Genomic DNA, 15201 nt, shown 5'->3' on the forward strand with positions numbered 1-15201 from the left:
GGCCGAACGGCGCCCAAACTATGGGCAGCTGTGCGCAATCGCTTGGCGGATGTCGAATCCGGGAAGCTGGGCCGCGTGGAGGCCCTAGAGTTCAGTCGGCGGCCCCTGCGGGACGCGCCCAAGATCGAAAGACAAGCGGATAGAAGCGTGGCGGCGAAGACCCAAACCTTAGCGGACACCCCGACCCTGCCGATGACGGAGGCTGCCTACCTTCCAGGCGTCGCCTACGACGAGATGTTCACGCCCGAGGGCGACGTTCGCCAGCACTACGATCCGCTGCATGGCCGGATGTCGACCCTGGGCGCCGAGGAACTGGCCGCACGACAACGGACGCTGGAGCGCTCGTTCCTGCTCCAAGGGATCACCTTCACGGTCTATGGCGCGGAAAACACCACCGAGCGGATCATTCCGACGGACCTGTTCCCCAGGATCATTCCCGCTGCGGAATGGGCGCGCATCGAGACCGGCCTGACCCAGAGGCTGCGGGCCCTAAATCTGTTTCTGGCGGACATCTACGGCGATCAGCAGATCCTGATGGATGGCGTCGTTCCGCGCGAGCTCGTGCTCGGCGCTCCGTCATTCCGCCGCGAAATGCAGCACCTCTATGTGCCGCACAAGGCCTACGCCAATGTCTGCGGCAGCGACCTGATCCGCTGCCAGGACGGCCAGTTCGCCGTGCTGGAGGACAACCTCCGCGTCCCGTCGGGCGTGTCTTACATGCTGGCCAACCGCGATGCGGCCAAACGGACCTTCCCCGGAACCTATCGCGCCGCCGGCGTTCGCCCGGTCGAGCGCTATCCCGATCTGCTGCTCTCGACCTTGAAGAGCATGGCCGCCGACTGGCGCGCCGATCCTCAGGTCGTGGTGCTCACCCCCGGCGTCTACAACAGCGCCTACTACGAGCACGCCTATCTCGCGCGCTTGATGGGCGTACCCCTCGTCGAGGGGCGCGACCTCGTGGTGCACGAGAACATGGTCTACATGCGCACCACCACGGGCCTGCGCCGCATCGACGTGATCTACCGCCGGGTTGATGACGACTTCATCGACCCCCTGACCTTCCGGCGCGACAGCTCGCTGGGCGCGGCGGGTCTGTTCAACGCCTATCGCGCCGGCAATGTCGTGATCTGCAATGCGCCTGGCACCGGCGTCGCCGACGACAAGGCGGTCTATGCCTATGTGCCGGACATCATCCGCTACTATCTGGGCGAGGATCCCATCCTGCCCAACATCGAGACCTTTCTCTGTCGCGAGCCGCGCCAGCTCAGCCACGTGCTGGCCAATCTCGACAAGCTGGTGGTCAAGGCCGTCGGCGCCTCTGGCGGCTACGGCATGCTGGTTGGCCCCCACGCCAGCCAGAAGGAGCGAGACGATTTCGCCCTGGCGATCAAGGCCGACCCCGAGAACTACATCGCCCAGCCGACGATCCAGCTCTCGACCGCGCCGTGCCTGGTGGACGGCCGCATCGAGCCGCGCCACGTCGACCTGCGCCCCTTCATCCTCTCGGGCGAAAAGACCATCGTGACGCCTGGCGCGCTGACCCGTGTGGCGCTCAAGCGCGGCTCTCTCGTCGTCAACTCCAGCCAGGGCGGCGGCTCCAAGGACACCTGGGTTCTCGCCGACGACGCCCCCTCCAATGGCGCCGGTCACGGGAGCGCCCGTCCATGATGCTCGCCCGTGTCGCCGACAGCCTCTACTGGCTGGGCCGCTATATCGAACGCGCCGAGCACCTCTCGCGCCTGTCCACCGTGATGCTGAACGCCACGCTCGACCAGACCGACGCCGGCGCTCAGGCGGTGTGGATCGCCCTGGCGGCCGTCGGTGAGCCTGGCGACGGCGCCGGCGTGGGATCCTTCGAGGCCGCCCAAGCCCTGGTGCTGGATCGCAGCGATCCCAACTCGGTCGTGTCCTCTCTGGCGCGCGCCCGCGAGAACGCCCGCCAGGTTCGCGATCAGATCACGACCGAGACCTGGGAACGCCTGAACCTGCTGTATCTCAAGGTCACCGACCCGGACGCGACCAAGGATTTCGCCGCCGGATCAGACATCTTCCTGCACGACGTGATCGCCGACCTGCACCTGTTCAAGGGCGCGGCGGACACCACTATGAGCCATGGCGAAAGCTGGCGCTTCATGATGCTGGGCATCTACATGGAACGCGCCCAGCTGGTGTCGCGCCTGCTGGAGGTCTGTTTCGCGGAGTCGCCCACGCACGGTCGCCTGGGGGATCACGTAGCGCTGGTCAGCGTGCTGCGCATGGCTTGCGCGCTCGAGCCGTACCTGCGCGTCTACACCGCCGAGATCGAGCCGCGCCACATCCTGGAATTCCTGGTCTTCGACGAGGACTTCCCGCGATCGATCCGGTTCGCGACGGCGCAGATCGAACAGCATCTCAGCGCCATGGTGCGCAGCGTCTCGACCAATGAGCGCGCGGGTCCTGAGCGTCTGGCTGGCCGGCTCAAGGCTCGCCTTCAGTTCGCCGATGTCGATGAACTGGAAGCCGTCGGCGCTGGTCCGCTGCTGACCACCGTGGTCAACGAGTGCGCCAGAATTCACGAAGCCATCTACGAGACCTTCGTGGCCTATCCCCTCGAAACGCGTCTGCCCGCTTAGGATCCAGGATCGTGCTGCTCGAAATCCGACACGTCACCCAGTACCACTACGAGCGCCCCGTCCGCGAAAGCCTGATGGAGCTGTGGATGCAGCCCCAGAAGACCGCACGGCAGCGACTGGTCAGCTTCGAACTGGACCTGAACCCAGCCGCACAGGTGTTTTCCTACGCCGACAGCTTCGGCAACGCGGTCTATCACTTCGACGTGCCCCAACCGCACGACAACCTGACGATCATCGCCCGCTCGGCGGTGGAGACGGAGTCGCCGGGCGAACGCCCCGACTATCTGGACATGGGGGAATGGGACCGGCTGCGCAGCGAGTTCGTCCGGGGCGAATGCTTCGACTTCCTGCGCCCGCACGGCTTCGTGAAAACCACCGAGGCGCTGCAGACCTTCATCAACGAGCATGACCTCGACGCCCTCAAGCGCCGAGACCCGCTGACCGCCGTCCGCACCTTGTCCGAAACGATCTACAGCGCCTTCGAGTACCAGCCGGGCGTCACCGACGCCGACAGCCCGATCGACCTGACGCTCAGCGCCGGACGCGGGGTCTGCCAGGACTTCGCCCATATCATGCTGGCCGTCTGTCGGGGCTGGGGCGTGCCGGCGCGCTATGTCTCAGGCTATCTGTTCACTGACCGCGAAGCCGGCGACCGCTCGGATCCCGACGCCACCCACGCCTGGGTCGAGGTGTTCCTACCGAGCCTGCGCTGGGTCGGCTTTGATCCCACAAACAACATGATGGCCGGCGAGCGCCACGTGGCCGTGGCCGTGGGTCGGGATTATGGGGACGTCACGCCCTCGCGCGGGGTCTACAAGGGCGATGCGGAAAGCCAGTTGGCCGTCGGCGTCTCGGTGCGGCGCGCGCGCGCCGCGCTTGCCGAGCCGGAATTTCTGCGGATGGCGCGTCCCGCCTTCGCCGGAGGCCGTCGCCGGCCTGACACCGCCCTACGGGAGGAGCTGCACCAGCAGCAACAGCAGCAACAGCAGCAACAACAATAGGCGCTAGTCCGCCCCCTCGGCGGGCAGGCTGGCCAGAAACCGCCGCGCAATCTCCAGCGCGCCGGCGGCGCCGCCCGCCCGGGGGCCGATCCGCTGGGTCGCCATGAACTGAACGCCGACCTCGGTTCCCGAGCGCCAGACCACATTGGCTAGGTGAACCCGCCGACCGCCGGCGTCGACGAAGACGAAGGTGTCCGGTGGCGGGGCGATGCCCGCGATGGAAAGCCGCCCGCCCTTCTCGGCCACGTCGAGCAGCGAGCCCTTCCACGATCGGGGATCGTCCACGATGTAGATTTTGCGCGCCGCAGGCATCCGGGGATGCGCGCGCCGCTCAGCGCCCGAGGTCTCGACCATGACCATCCGCTTCTCAAACCCCGCCGAGTCGTTCTCGGAAACAGCGTAACCTTCGCGGGCCTTCCCGCGAACGTTGCACGCCGACCATCAGGCCGACTTAGCGGAATTATGCTTAAGCGGCGTAAACGTGAGCCTTACGAGCGGCGATCTTCACGGCGCCCACAAAGCGCCCGGCGTCGGCGCGCGAGGCGCTGATCTCAAGGCGACGACCATCCGACGTGATCGCGGTGACCGCGGTCAGGGCGCCCTGGACGTGCGCGCGCTCGATCTTGACCTCGAAGCCGGTCTCATCGAGCGCGAAATCATGGGGCCGCACATAGGCCGTCGCCGCGCCGTCCCGCACGCCGGAGGCAGGCAGGCTCAGCGGGCCGGCGCTGAACCGCCCGCCGCTGACCTGGCCGTCCAGCCGGTTCGCCTCGCCGACAAAACCGCAGACGAAGGCCGTCTCGGGGGCGTCGTGAACCTGATCCGGCGTGCCGATTTGCTCGATACGGCCCTGATTCAGGATCGCGACGCGATCGGCCAACTCCAGCGCTTCTTCCTGGTCGTGGGTCACGAAGATCGTGGTCACGCCCGTGGCGTCGTGGACTCGGCGAAGCTCCCGACGAAGAGACTTGCGCACCGTGGCGTCCAGCGCGCCGAAGGGCTCGTCGAGCAGCAGCACGCTGGGCTGCACGGCCAGAGCTCGCGACAGGGCCACGCGCTGGCGTTGCCCGCCCGAAAGCTGCGAAGGATATCGGCCGCCCAGGCCTTCGAGTTCGACAAGCTTCAGGAGCTCCTCGACCCGGCGAGCGATCTCGGCCTTCGACGGCTTGTCCTTGCCCTTTCGCACATCCAAACCGAACGCGATGTTCTTGGCGACGGTCATGTGCTTGAACAGCGCATACTGCTGGAAGACAAAACCCACCCGGCGCGCTGCGGCCGAGGCGTGGGTGACATCCTGACCGTCGAAGAGCACCTGCCCTGCGTCTGGAAACTCCAGGCCGGCGATGGTGCGCAGCAGTGTCGTCTTGCCCGATCCCGACGGTCCCAGCAGGGCCAGAAGTTCACCGTCGGCGATCTCCAGATCAACCCTGTCCAGGGCCGGATAGCGCCCGAACTGCTTTTCGACGGAGCGGATGGAAATGGTCATGGGTTCCGTAGTCCGTTCAGTGTCCGCGACGGCCGCGCACGCCCGGCTGGGCGATCTCGAGCGCCGTCTTCAGCACCAGAGTCACCACCGCCAGAAGGCAAAGCAGCGCCGCCACGGCGAAAGCGCCGACGAAGTCGTACTCGTTGTAAAGGATCTCGACATGCAGCGGCATGGTGTTGGTCAGCCCCCGGATGTGGCCGCTGACCACCGACACCGCGCCGAACTCGCCCATGGCGCGGGCGTTGCAAAGCAGCACGCCGTAGAGCAGCCCCCAGCGCACATTGGGCGCGGTCACCCGCCAGAAGGTGTAGAGCCCGCTCGCGCCCATCGACACCGCCGCCTCCTCCTCGCTGACGCCCTGCTCCTGCATCAACGGGATCAGTTCACGCGCCACGAAGGGAAAGGTCACGAACACCGTCGCCAGCACGATCCCGGGCACGGCGAAGATGATCTTGATGTCGTTGTCCAGCAGCCACTCGCCAAACCACCCCTGCAAGCCAAAGATCAGGACGTAGATCAAGCCGGCCACCACGGGCGACACCGAGAACGGCAGGTCGATCAGGGTGATCAACAGGGCCTTGCCTCGGAACTCGTGCTTGGCGATGGCCCAAGCGGCGCAAAGACCGAAGACGGCGTTGAACGGGACGGAGATCGCCGCCGTCAGCAGGGTGAGCTTGACCGCCGCCAAGGCGTCGGGATGGCTGGCCGCCAGGACCGCTGCGTCCAGGCCCTTGCGAAGGGCCTCGGCGAACACCGCCGCCAGCGGCAGGATCAAGACCAACGCCAGGAAGGCCAGCACCGTCCCGACCAGCAGGATCTTGGCCCACAGCGGATCATCGGTGGCGTGGCGCGCTTTCGAGCGATCGATCGCCATCAGTCGAACCTCCGCGCCCAGGCCTGGATGGCGTTGATCACGAAAAGCATCAGGAAGGAGACCGCCAGCATCACGACGGCGATCGTCGCCGCCCGTACGTACTCGAACTGCTCCAACTGGATGATGATGAGCAGCGGCGCGATCTCCGACCGATAAGGCATGTTGCCGGCGATGAAGATGACCGAGCCGTACTCGCCAACCCCACGGGCGAAGGCCATGGCGAAACCGGTCAGCCAGGCCGGCGCCAGAGCCGGCACGATAACCCGGGCGATCGTCTGGATCCGGCTGGCGCCAAGGCTTGCGGCGGCTTCCTCGACATCGGCGGCGGCGTCACGCAGCACCGGCTCGATGGTCCTGACGACGAAGGGCAAGCCGATGAAGGTCAGGGCGATCACGACGCCGACCGGATTGTAGGCCGCCTTGATCCCCAGCGGCGTCAGGAACTGCCCGACCCAGCCCGTCGGCGCGTAGAGCGTCGCAAGGGCAATGCCCGCGACGGCGGTCGGCAAGGCGAACGGCAGGTCGACCAGAGCGTTCACCAGCGTCTTCAAGGGGAAGTCGTAGCGCACCAGCACCCAGGCGGTGAGAACCCCGAACACCCCATTGATCGCTGCGGCCACGAACGCCGCCCCAAAGCTCAGCCGATAGGCGGCGATGGAGCGTTCCGAGGTCGCAACCGCCCAGAACTCGGCCGGCGACTGTTGAGCGGCTTTCAGGACCACGGCGCTCAAAGGGATCAGCACGATCAGCGACAGGACCGTCAGCGTGACGCCCATGGTCAGGCCAAAGCCCGGGATTGCTGACCTCTTACGGAAAAGCGGCTTACGCGCGCCCTTCGCTGGCGGCCGCTGCTCGGCGGTGTCGGCGGTCATCGTCTGATCGTCGTCCAGGGTCCAGGCTCACCAAGAGGGCAATGCGAAGGCGTGACGGCAGGTCGCCTTTCGGCTCACCCACATCGTCCAAAGTGAGCCGCTTAAATCTCTACCTTGTCGATGGGGCAAACGAGAAAAGACGCATCACGATCGCAGAAAAACTGCGCTTGAGGACCACGGCGACCGCGCGCTCGCGAACCTGTCGGGCGTTGCCCGGGACGGCGGCTATGGGACATTTTTCGGGTTCCGCTAAGGGTGGAGACCCGACGGCCTCCATTCCCGCTGATCGACATTTGGAGAACCTCAGTCGTTCGGCGACGGCGCGGCGCTGTGTTTCGGGTTCACGGGCCCGCCCAACACATTGGGATAACGGGCGGCCGTCAAGGCCACGTCGGCGGGCTTGCCTGTGAGCGGCCCTGAGAGGAACGCCGCTAGGATGTCGGCGGCCGCCTGATGTGTGGCTGCGCCCCCGCGACCGCCACCCATCACCTGCGCCAACAGCCAGCGGCCCGGCGGCGCGAAGAAGAACGGCACATCGGTGAAGCTGTAGTGGTTGGCGTTCTTGACCTCAAAACGGTAGCCGGGAGCGGTCGAATGGGCGAGCAGCTTGCCGTTTCCGTTGATGAAGAGGTCGCTGTGGTGCGTCTCAGCATAGTCGCTCTGCAGCAGCAGGAAGGGACGGGTCAATCGGCGGTCCGGCAGGTCGCCATAGGGCGTACCGTCGATGTTGGCGGCTGCCACGACGCGTGGGTCTTCGCTCATCGCCATGGCTGAAACCGCTCCGCCAAAGGAGTGGCCGATCACGGCCACCTTCGAGGCCTCGATCCGGCCACCTCGCAACGGCCGCGACAGCGCCTCCGGACGCGCGAGTTGGTCGATGACGAAGCGAATGTCGGCGGTCCGCAAGATCTGCTGGTCGGGCATGTAACGGGTGCGGTCCGGCGGGAAAATCTCCCGGAGCCCGACCACCCGGCCGTCCGGAAGCTGGGTCACAGCCGCCTCGTAGGGATGGTCCAGGACGAAGACGACGAAGCCGCGGCTGGCGAGGCGGGTCGCCAGCCCGGTATAGGTCGCGCGGGGCGCGCCGTAACCCGGCGAGAAGATCACCACCGGCCAGGGCCGATTGCTGGACGCAAGCGGCGCACTATCCTCGGCGTGGGTGTCGATCTGGCCGTAGCGATGCAGCATGAAGCCGGGCATGACGCTGACCTGATCAGGCATTTGGCCGATCCCGTCGATGTAGGGGACGCGCGCGCCTCCCCCGGAATGTTCGCGTTGTGTGGTCGGATACCAGGCCTGGGCGATCACGCTGCGCCGGTCGCCCGGGTCTGCCGTATGCGGCTCGTCCCGCGAGGCGTCGTTCCAACGATAGACTTGGGTCGCGACGGCGTAGCGACCGTCGGGCGGCGGCAGCGTCGGGACCGCGAGCAGCATCCACACGCCAATGCAGGCGGCGGCGATCCCGGCCAGACCGAGACGACCGATCCAGCGCAGAACAGCGCCCGTGCGCACCGGAGGCAGGGCGCTTAGCGCCAGCAGGAGATAGGCCGGCAGACTCTGCCAGGTGAAGCCGCAGAGAGCCCATTGGACCACCGCCAGCAATAGACCCAAGCCGGCGGCGCCGATGCGCAGCCTTGGCCGCCAGGCCGGCGCGAACAGCCGCCAAACGGCCAAGGCCAGCACCCCTGCCAGAAAGATTAAATCGGGGATCAACATCGCTTCACTCGGCTCCCTGCATTCACCCACACAGCGGATCCTTCACCGCCATGACGTCATTTTCCCGGCAGGGGTCAGGCCGGCGCGAGCAGCAATTTCAGTTGAAAGCGCGCTTCAGGCGGAGGGGTCAACGTCCGCAACTGTCAGGAACGGAAATCGGATCAGCATCCGAAACCCGACGGTTGACCCTTCGGCCTGCGAGCAGACGTCGCCAAGGTCTGTGGAGGGTGGTGAGCGGACTTTGCGCCCATCGGAGCCGACAACCGGTTGATCCGGCAGTCGTGCTCCAGGTTTGACTGATCCAGAGAGATCAGATCAGGGCCCGCCTCGCAAAGCTCGCCATCGCCTCCGCCATCCACTGCGCGAGGCCCGGTTGAGCTGCGTCATACATCGCTCGGAACTCCAAGTTGTCGACGTTCAGCCGCCCCAAGGCCGTGTAGGCATCCGCAGTGGCCGGCGTGCCAGTGGTCCGAACCACCCAAGCATGGTGTCGCTTGAGCAAGGGGTCCAGCGATGGATCGTCAGAGGCGGTTCCGCGGGCCATAGTGCTAGCGAAGTCGTCGCGCATTGCGATGGCCTCCGCCATCCAGTCCGTCTTCTGCGCATCCGACATCGCCGCGAACACTTCGGCGCCTCGGGCAAGTCGGTCGCGGGCCGCCGGCTCGCCGTATCTGTCGATCAACCAGGCCTCGTAGTCGGATTCTAACTGAGGGCTGAAGCCTTCGAAAAGTTGCTTGTCCATGATGGTCGTTCGTCCTTCCAGTTCGGCGATCGTGCGGTCGATCGTCTGCGCTAGACGGCGATAGCGGTCCGCCGTCTCCTCCAGTCGGGCCCGTTGTTCTCGCAACGCCGCCAGCCTGTCGGATCCTTGGGCGTCTAGCAGAGCAGGAATGTCGCGAAGGGCGACCCCGAACTCACGATGAACCAGGATCTGCTGCAAACGCATCAGCTCCCCTCGCCCGTAGTAGCGGTATCCATTTTCGCCGACCGTCGCGGGCTTCAACAAACCGATAGCGTCATAGTGGTGCAGTGTCCGAACCGAGGTTCCGGACAGCTTGGCCAGTTCACTGACGGTGTGGATCGTGTGGCGCGCGTCGTTCCGCATGGACATCCCTATGGGGGGCTCACGCAGTGTGAGGGTCAAGGGCCCTCTACGACGCGCATCGCATCATGGCGTCCGCAACGGGTGGTGAGCGGACCGATCCTCCCTCTAGTGGGGGAGGTGTCGGCGAAGCCGACGGAGGGGGAATAGGCCGGCTCGGCAGTACTTCCCCCTCCGGCCTTCGGCCTCCTCCCCCTCTGGGGGGAGGATTATCGAACTGCCCGAAACCGGTCGAAAGCCGAAACCAGATCCTCGCCCTAGATCGGACATTCGACCATTCGTGCGTTGCCCAGCTCGCGCGAGCCACGGCTACCGTTCCCGAGATCGCGGCGATCACCGGCCATAGTCCCGCATCGGTCGATGCAAATCCTGTCGATCTACCTATCGCGCGATAATCAGGTTGCATGGAACGCCCAGGCCAAACGCGGCCTTGCGAAGGCCGGCGGCTGAACGGGTCGAGGCCAAAGGTCTGACGGTCGGGTGTCTGGAAAGTCTGACGGTCGGTGTCGCAGCCACTGAGCGGCGCGAGAAACTTCAACAAGGTCAGACGTTTGATTGGTAGGCCGGGTGGGGTTCGAACCCACGACCATTCGATTAAAAGTCGAATGCTCTACCACTGAGCTACCGGCCCGCTCACGATCCGGCGGGGGCCGGGGGAAGCGGCGCGGACCATAGTCGGGGGTCGCGCGCGTCGCAAGCACGGTTTCGCCGTTTTTCCGTGGCATGACGGTAAAGCTGTGTACGCGTTAGGGTGACTCATGCGTCGAACCTTCCTCCTGGCGGCGATCTGCGGCCTGGCTCTGACCGCGAACGCTTCGGCGGGACAACAGCAGAGCCCGCCGAGCGACGACGGACGCATCAAGTCGACGTCGGAGGCCAATAAGGAGGGAATCAGCGGCGCGGTCAGCGCCCCGCTGCGCGACGTGAACATCGTCCGCACCAAGATCCCGCGCGTCCTGCTCGAGGCCATGGAGGACCCCTATCAGCGTCCGAGCCCCGCGGACTGTCGAACGCTGGTCGCCCTGGTCGAGCCTCTGGACGCAGCCTTGGGCGAGGATATCGACCGCAACCCGCCCCAGGAGAACGAGGACCTGATGGACCGCAGCCGCAAGGCCGCCGGCGAGGCTGCGCTGGGCGCGATCGCCAGCACCGCCCAGGACCTGATCCCGATGCGCGGGTGGGTGCGAAAACTGACCGGGGCCGAACGGCATGACCGGCTGGTCCAAAGCGCGATCGCCTCAGGGAATGTGCGCCGGGCCTATCTCAAGGGATTGGGCGAAGCGCGCGGCTGTAATCCTCCGGCCACGCCACGGCACAAGCCGATCGCCGCGCCCCCCGTCGTCGACCCCGGCATGCCGCCGCCGCCGGACCCGTATGGTCCCCGGCGTCCGCGATTCCCGATCATCAAGGAGGAGGCCCCTCGGGTTCCCAACGGGCCTGACGGCTAACCGGCCAGGTGTCGGGCGGCGAAATCGCGCCGGAACTGTTCGAAGCGCCCCTCCGCGATCGCCGCGCGCATGGCGGCGGTCAGGGCCTGGAAGAACGCGATATTGTGCCAGGACAACAGCACCTGGCCGAGGATTTCCTCGGCCTTGAAGAGGTGGCGCAGATAGGCCTTCGAATAGTCGCGGCTGGCGGGGCAGTCGCTGTTCGGGTCCAGCGGCGTCTCGTCCTCGGCGTACTTGGCGTTCTTCAGATTGATCGGGCCATCCCAGGTCCAGGCCTGACCATGCCGGCCAGAGCGCGTGGGCAGCACGCAGTCGAACATGTCGACGCCCCGGGCCACGGCCTCGACCAGATCGATCGGCTTGCCCACGCCCATCAGGTAGCGCGGGCGGTCTTGCGGCAGGAGCCCTGGCGCGTAGTCCAGCACCTCGCACATCGCTTGGTGCCCCTCGCCGACCGCCAGCCCGCCGATCGCGTAGCCGTCGAAGCCGATCTCCTGCAGCCGCTCGGACGACTCGCGGCGCAGATTTTCAAAGGTCGAGCCCTGCTGGATGCCGAACAGGACCTGGGTGTCGCGAGTTCCGAAAGCGTCCTTCGAACGCTTGGCCCAACGCGCCGAAAGCTCCATGCCCTTGCGCGCCCTGGCCTCCTCCGCCGGCCAGGCCACGCATTCGTCCAGCTGCATGACGATGTCGCTGCCCAGAAGGTCGGCCTGGATCTCGATCGAGCGCTCGGGCGTCAAAACATGCTTGGAGCCGTCGACGTGGCTCGAGAAGGTCACGGCCTCCTCGGTCAGCTTGCTGATGCCCGACAGGCTCATCACCTGGAAGCCGCCGCTGTCGGTCAGGATCGGCTTGTCCCAACGCATGAACTTGTGAAGCCCGCCCAGGCGCTTCACCCGCTCGGCCGAGGGCCGCAGCATCAGGTGATAGGTGTTGCCCAGGATGATGTCGGCGCCGGTGTCCTTGACCTGGTCGACCGTCATGGCCTTGACCGTCGCGGCGGTGCCGACAGGCATGAAGGCCGGCGTGCGGATATCGCCGCGCGGCGTCTTCAGCACGCCGGTCCGCGCCTTGCCGTCGGTGGCTTTGATCTCGAAGGGGAACGCGGCCATCAGCGGGTCTCGTCTTTGAACAGCAGACTGCTGTCACCATAGGAATAGAAGCGATAGCCCGTCTCGATGGCGTAGGCGTAGGCCTCGCGCATGGTCGCCGTGCCGGCGAAGGCGCAGACCAGCATGAACAGGGTCGACTTCGGCAGGTGGAAGTTCGTCATCAGCACGTCGGCGGCTCGGAACCGGTAGCCCGGGGTGATGAAGATCGCGGTTTCGTCGGCGAAGGGACGAACGACACCATCCTCACCGGTCGCGCTCTCCAACAGCCGCAACGAGGTGGTGCCCACGCAAACGATGCGACCGCCCGCCGCGCGTACGGCGTTGAGGGCGTCGGCGATCTCCTGCGTCACCTGTCCGTACTCGGCGTGCATCTTGTGTTCGGAGACGTCGTTGGTCTTGACCGGCAGGAACGTGCCCGCGCCAACATGCAGCGTGACAAAATGCAGCGAGACGCCCTTCGCCTTCAGACGCTCCAGGAGCTCGGGCGTGAAGTGCAGCCCCGCCGTGGGGGCGGCGACCGAGCCGTCCTCGCGGGCGTAGACCGTCTGATAGTCGGCGCGATCCCGCTCATCCTCGCCCCGCTTGGCGGCGATGTAGGGCGGCAGCGGCATATCGCCATGCTGGGCGATGCCGATATCGAGCTCGGGGCCGGAAAGATCGAACGCCAGCACGACTTCCCCCCCCTCGTGCTTTTCAGCGATCACTGCGTCCAAACGGTCGAGATCGCGGTCCTCGCGCGCGCCGAACGCGACCCGGTCGCCGACCTTCAGACGCTTGCCGGGGCGCATAAAGGCGCTCCAGCGATCGGGCGCCAGGCGACGGTGCAAGGTCGCCTCGACGGCTACGGGCGTGCCGTTGGCGCCGCCGGTGGAGCGCCCCTCGCGAAGGCCCGCCAGACGCGCCGGGATCACGCGCGTGTCGTTAAAGACCAGGGCGTCTCCTGGCCGCAGAAAATCCGGCAGGTCGCTGACGACATGGTCAGCCAGGGGCTGGCCCGCGCGCACCACCAGGAAGCGCGCGGCGTGGCGAGGTTCAGCCGGCCGCAGGGCGATGCGGTCCTCGGGGAGGTCGAAGTCAAAGTCGGAAAGGCGCATGGGCCGGCTTCAAGCACACGACCGCCGCCGAAGGTCAAGACTTACCCGGTCGCGCGAGGCACGCGCACAAGGCCGCAGGGCCCGACGGCCCGTCACCGCGGAAGCCCTGTCGGGGAAACTCAGCGCCGTGGTGGTCTCCGGCCCATTGGACCCGAACGCTGCGAAGATCGCGAAATCCAGCGACCTGGACGACCAGGACTTGGTCGTGCTGCGCGGCGAACCGCGGCTTGGCGCCAAGCGGCTGCGCAACATCAGCTTGCGATCTTTCCCCGGCCACTAGATCGTTCTTTCGCCGTCGCACGGGCGTGCTATGGGCCGTTTATGCGCCTGCTCGCCCAACTTCTGAGCCTGCTTTTCCGTGGCACCGCGCTGATGCTCGGCCTGGTCGGCGCAGGCATGTCCCTGGCTTGCCTCGGCGGGGCGTTCAGCGATCGGCTCGACGCCCTCACCCACGCCGCGCCGCTTTGGCTGGCCATGGCTGTCGGCGCGATCGCCTTGGGGGGGTCTGCGCCCGCGGCGCCGAGCGATGGGTGATGGTCTCGCTGGGTGGGATCGGCCTTCTGGCCTGCGCCATCCTGATGACGCCCGAGCTGTGGGCCGCCGCGCGTTTCAAGCCGGCGACGGTTGCTCAAAGCGACTTGAAGATCATCCAGTTCAACGTCTGGCATAGCAACCAAACGCCGGAAAAGAGCCTCGCCTGGATCCTCGCCCAAGACGCCGATGTCGTGATTCTCGAGGAGGGCGGCGGCGACTCTCGCCCGATCGTCAAAGCACTGCGCGCGAGCTACCCGTTCACCTCTTGCGAGAAGGGCGTGCGTTGCGACGCCTGGATCTTTTCGCGGAAGAAGATGCTCGCCAGAGGCGGAGCGGCGTACGAAGGCCCTTACCTTTCTGCGGCCTGGGCGACGCTGGCCGATGCGAAGGGTCCCTTCACGGTCATAGGTGTGCACTACACCTGGCCCGTGCCGGCCGGCCCTCAGCAGGCCCAGAGCCGCAAGGTGGTCAGGCTGGCTTCGAGTTTTGATCGAAAAAGCATGATCTTGGCCGGCGACTTCAATTCCACGCCCTGGTCATTCACCCTGAAACGGCAGGACAAGGCCCTGGGCCTGCGTCGCTGGACCCGGGCGATGGCGTCATGGCCGGCGGGGAAGTTCTCCCGCGTCATGGCCGCCCCCGCCCCGTTTCTTCCGATCGACCACGTCTACGCTGGAGAGCAATGGCGCGCCGTCAGGGTCGAACGCGGCCCCGCCCTGGGCTCGGACCATCGACCGATCTTGGTGACGCTGCGCCGCCAATAGAAAACGGCCCCGGACAATGTCCGAGGCCGTTTCCGAGGGTCGCGCCAGGCCTTGGAGCCTGAGCCAAAGGGCTCTTAAGCGTCGGCGGCGATCTTGGCGCTGACGATCTTGCCCGGCGCGCGCGGCGGCTCGCCCTTGGGCAGGGCGTCGACATGTTCCATGCCTTCGGTCACCTGGCCCCAGACAGTGTATTGCTTGTCGAGGAACGTGGCGTCGTCGAACACGATGAAGAACTGGCTGTTGGCCGAGTCCGGGTTCGGCGTGCGGGCCATCGAGCAGACGCCGCGCACGTGCGATTCGTCATTGAACTCGGCCTTCAGGTCCGGCTTGTCCGAACCGCCACGGCCGGTGCCGCTCGGGTCGCCGCCCTGGGCCATGAAGCCCGGGATCACGCGGTGGAAGACGACGCCGTCGTAGAAGCCTTCGCGAACCAGCTCCTTGATGCGGGCCACGTGGCCGGGCGCCAGGTCCGGACGCAACTTGATCGTGACCGGACCGCTCTCGAGCGTCAGGATGAGGGTGTTTTCGAGGTCGGCCGACATGGTCTTCCCTTGGATGGCGAGTGTTATGCGCGCTTCTAGCGCGG

General features: G+C 66.3%; 14 protein-coding genes, 1 tRNA gene and 2 pseudogenes. 6 read left to right on the forward strand and 11 right to left on the reverse strand.

The window, feature by feature from the left end:
* Window positions 1–147: 147 nt before the first annotated feature.
* Genes CA606_RS11105 through CA606_RS11115 form a run of 3 tightly spaced genes read left to right on the forward strand, consistent with a single transcriptional unit; the run spans window position 148 to window position 3613 of the window.
* The gene (locus tag CA606_RS11105; protein ID WP_096053798.1) at window positions 148–1668 is read left to right on the forward strand and encodes a circularly permuted type 2 ATP-grasp protein; all 1521 of its coding nucleotides are present in this window, start codon (window positions 148–150) and stop codon (window positions 1666–1668) included.
* Window positions 1665–2612 carry an alpha-E domain-containing protein gene (locus CA606_RS11110; protein ID WP_096051081.1) on the forward strand — a complete coding sequence of 316 codons (948 nt, stop codon included), beginning with the start codon at window positions 1665–1667 and terminating at the stop codon, window positions 2610–2612. The genes CA606_RS11105 and CA606_RS11110 overlap by 4 nt, the downstream gene beginning before the upstream one ends.
* 11 nt (window positions 2613–2623) lie before the next feature.
* A complete protein-coding gene (locus CA606_RS11115; RefSeq protein WP_096051080.1) occupies window positions 2624–3613 on the forward strand; it encodes a transglutaminase family protein in 990 nt (329 codons plus the stop codon).
* 3 nt (window positions 3614–3616) lie between these two features.
* On the opposite strand, the gene CA606_RS11120 is transcribed toward CA606_RS11115, so the two are convergent.
* The 8 genes and pseudogenes from CA606_RS11120 to CA606_RS11150 all read right to left on the reverse strand — a co-directional run bounded on the left by CA606_RS11120 (window position 3617) and on the right by CA606_RS11150 (window position 10294).
* Window positions 3617–3973 carry a PilZ domain-containing protein gene (locus CA606_RS11120; protein WP_096051079.1) on the reverse strand — a complete coding sequence of 119 codons (357 nt, stop codon included), beginning with the start codon at window positions 3971–3973 and terminating at the stop codon, window positions 3617–3619.
* A 106-nt stretch (window positions 3974–4079) separates the two neighbouring features.
* Entirely contained in the window at window positions 4080–5099 is a 1020-nt protein-coding gene (locus CA606_RS11125; RefSeq protein ID WP_096051078.1) for a sulfate/molybdate ABC transporter ATP-binding protein, read from the reverse strand.
* Between the two features lie 16 nt (window positions 5100–5115).
* Window positions 5116–5973, reverse strand: a complete 858-nt coding sequence (gene cysW, locus CA606_RS11130; RefSeq protein WP_096051077.1) for a sulfate ABC transporter permease subunit CysW — start codon at window positions 5971–5973, stop codon at window positions 5116–5118.
* The gene (cysT, locus tag CA606_RS11135; protein WP_096051076.1) at window positions 5973–6845 is read right to left on the reverse strand and encodes a sulfate ABC transporter permease subunit CysT; all 873 of its coding nucleotides are present in this window, start codon (window positions 6843–6845) and stop codon (window positions 5973–5975) included. Before cysT ends, cysW begins: the two co-directional genes overlap by 1 nt.
* Window positions 6846–7148: 303 nt before the next feature.
* Window positions 7149–8519, reverse strand: a complete 1371-nt coding sequence (locus tag CA606_RS11140; RefSeq protein ID WP_181242551.1) for an alpha/beta hydrolase family protein — start codon at window positions 8517–8519, stop codon at window positions 7149–7151.
* Window positions 8520–8871: 352 nt separating this feature from the next.
* On the reverse strand, window positions 8872–9666 hold the full coding sequence (locus tag CA606_RS11145; RefSeq protein WP_096053797.1) for a MerR family transcriptional regulator: 795 nt from the start codon (window positions 9664–9666) through the stop codon (window positions 8872–8874).
* Window positions 9667–9752: 86 nt separating this feature from the next.
* Window positions 9753–9866 (reverse strand): annotated as a pseudogene (locus tag CA606_RS20060) (hypothetical protein); the annotation flags it as partial.
* A gap of 353 nt (window positions 9867–10219) precedes the next feature.
* Window positions 10220–10294, reverse strand: a tRNA-Lys gene (locus CA606_RS11150).
* A gap of 127 nt (window positions 10295–10421) precedes the next feature.
* Here CA606_RS11150 and CA606_RS11155 point away from each other — a divergent pair.
* Window positions 10422–11111, forward strand: a complete 690-nt coding sequence (locus CA606_RS11155) for a hypothetical protein (RefSeq protein ID WP_096051074.1) — start codon at window positions 10422–10424, stop codon at window positions 11109–11111.
* Here CA606_RS11155 and tgt read toward each other — a convergent pair.
* Together tgt and queA are read right to left on the reverse strand one after the other, a co-directional pair.
* Complete coding sequence (gene tgt, locus CA606_RS11160) at window positions 11108–12223, reverse strand: tRNA guanosine(34) transglycosylase Tgt (RefSeq protein WP_096051073.1); 1116 nt, start codon at window positions 12221–12223, stop codon at window positions 11108–11110. The two genes, CA606_RS11155 and tgt, sit on opposite strands and share 4 nt — an antisense overlap.
* On the reverse strand, window positions 12223–13317 hold the full coding sequence (gene queA / locus CA606_RS11165) for a tRNA preQ1(34) S-adenosylmethionine ribosyltransferase-isomerase QueA (RefSeq protein WP_096051072.1): 1095 nt from the start codon (window positions 13315–13317) through the stop codon (window positions 12223–12225). Before queA ends, tgt begins: the two co-directional genes overlap by 1 nt.
* Before the next feature lie 127 nt (window positions 13318–13444).
* Here queA and CA606_RS11170 point away from each other — a divergent pair, with 127 nt between their 5' ends.
* Window positions 13445–13597, forward strand: a complete 153-nt coding sequence (locus CA606_RS11170) for a hypothetical protein (RefSeq protein ID WP_181242552.1) — start codon at window positions 13445–13447, stop codon at window positions 13595–13597.
* Window positions 13598–13638: 41 nt separating this feature from the next.
* Window positions 13639–14615, forward strand: a pseudogene (locus CA606_RS11175) (endonuclease/exonuclease/phosphatase family protein).
* A gap of 74 nt (window positions 14616–14689) precedes the next feature.
* On the opposite strand, the gene CA606_RS11180 reads toward CA606_RS11175, so the two are convergent.
* Entirely contained in the window at window positions 14690–15157 is a 468-nt protein-coding gene (locus CA606_RS11180) for a peptidylprolyl isomerase (protein WP_010919458.1), read from the reverse strand.
* Window positions 15158–15201: the final 44 nt, after the last annotated feature.

It is taken from the genome of Caulobacter vibrioides (genome assembly GCF_002310375.3).
Taxonomy (GTDB): domain Bacteria; phylum Pseudomonadota; class Alphaproteobacteria; order Caulobacterales; family Caulobacteraceae; genus Caulobacter; species Caulobacter vibrioides_D.

Bases quoted from the DNA above. Each gene is read 5' to 3' on its own strand.
- CA606_RS11110 (WP_096051081.1), top strand. From the start codon at position 1,665: ATGATGCTCGCCCGTGTCGCCGACAGCCTCTACTGGCTGGGCCGCTAT.
- CA606_RS11120 (WP_096051079.1), bottom strand. From the start codon at position 3,973: ATGGTCATGGTCGAGACCTCGGGCGCTGAGCGGCGCGCGCATCCCCGG.
- CA606_RS11125 (WP_096051078.1), bottom strand. From the start codon at position 5,099: ATGACCATTTCCATCCGCTCCGTCGAAAAGCAGTTCGGGCGCTATCCG.
- cysW (WP_096051077.1), bottom strand. From the start codon at position 5,973: ATGGCGATCGATCGCTCGAAAGCGCGCCACGCCACCGATGATCCGCTG.
- cysT (WP_096051076.1), bottom strand. From the start codon at position 6,845: ATGACCGCCGACACCGCCGAGCAGCGGCCGCCAGCGAAGGGCGCGCGT.
- CA606_RS11145 (WP_096053797.1), bottom strand. From the start codon at position 9,666: ATGCGGAACGACGCGCGCCACACGATCCACACCGTCAGTGAACTGGCC.
- CA606_RS11155 (WP_096051074.1), top strand. From the start codon at position 10,422: ATGCGTCGAACCTTCCTCCTGGCGGCGATCTGCGGCCTGGCTCTGACC.
- tgt (WP_096051073.1), bottom strand. From the start codon at position 12,223: ATGGCCGCGTTCCCCTTCGAGATCAAAGCCACCGACGGCAAGGCGCGG.
- queA (WP_096051072.1), bottom strand. From the start codon at position 13,317: ATGCGCCTTTCCGACTTTGACTTCGACCTCCCCGAGGACCGCATCGCC.
- CA606_RS11180 (WP_010919458.1), bottom strand. From the start codon at position 15,157: ATGTCGGCCGACCTCGAAAACACCCTCATCCTGACGCTCGAGAGCGGT.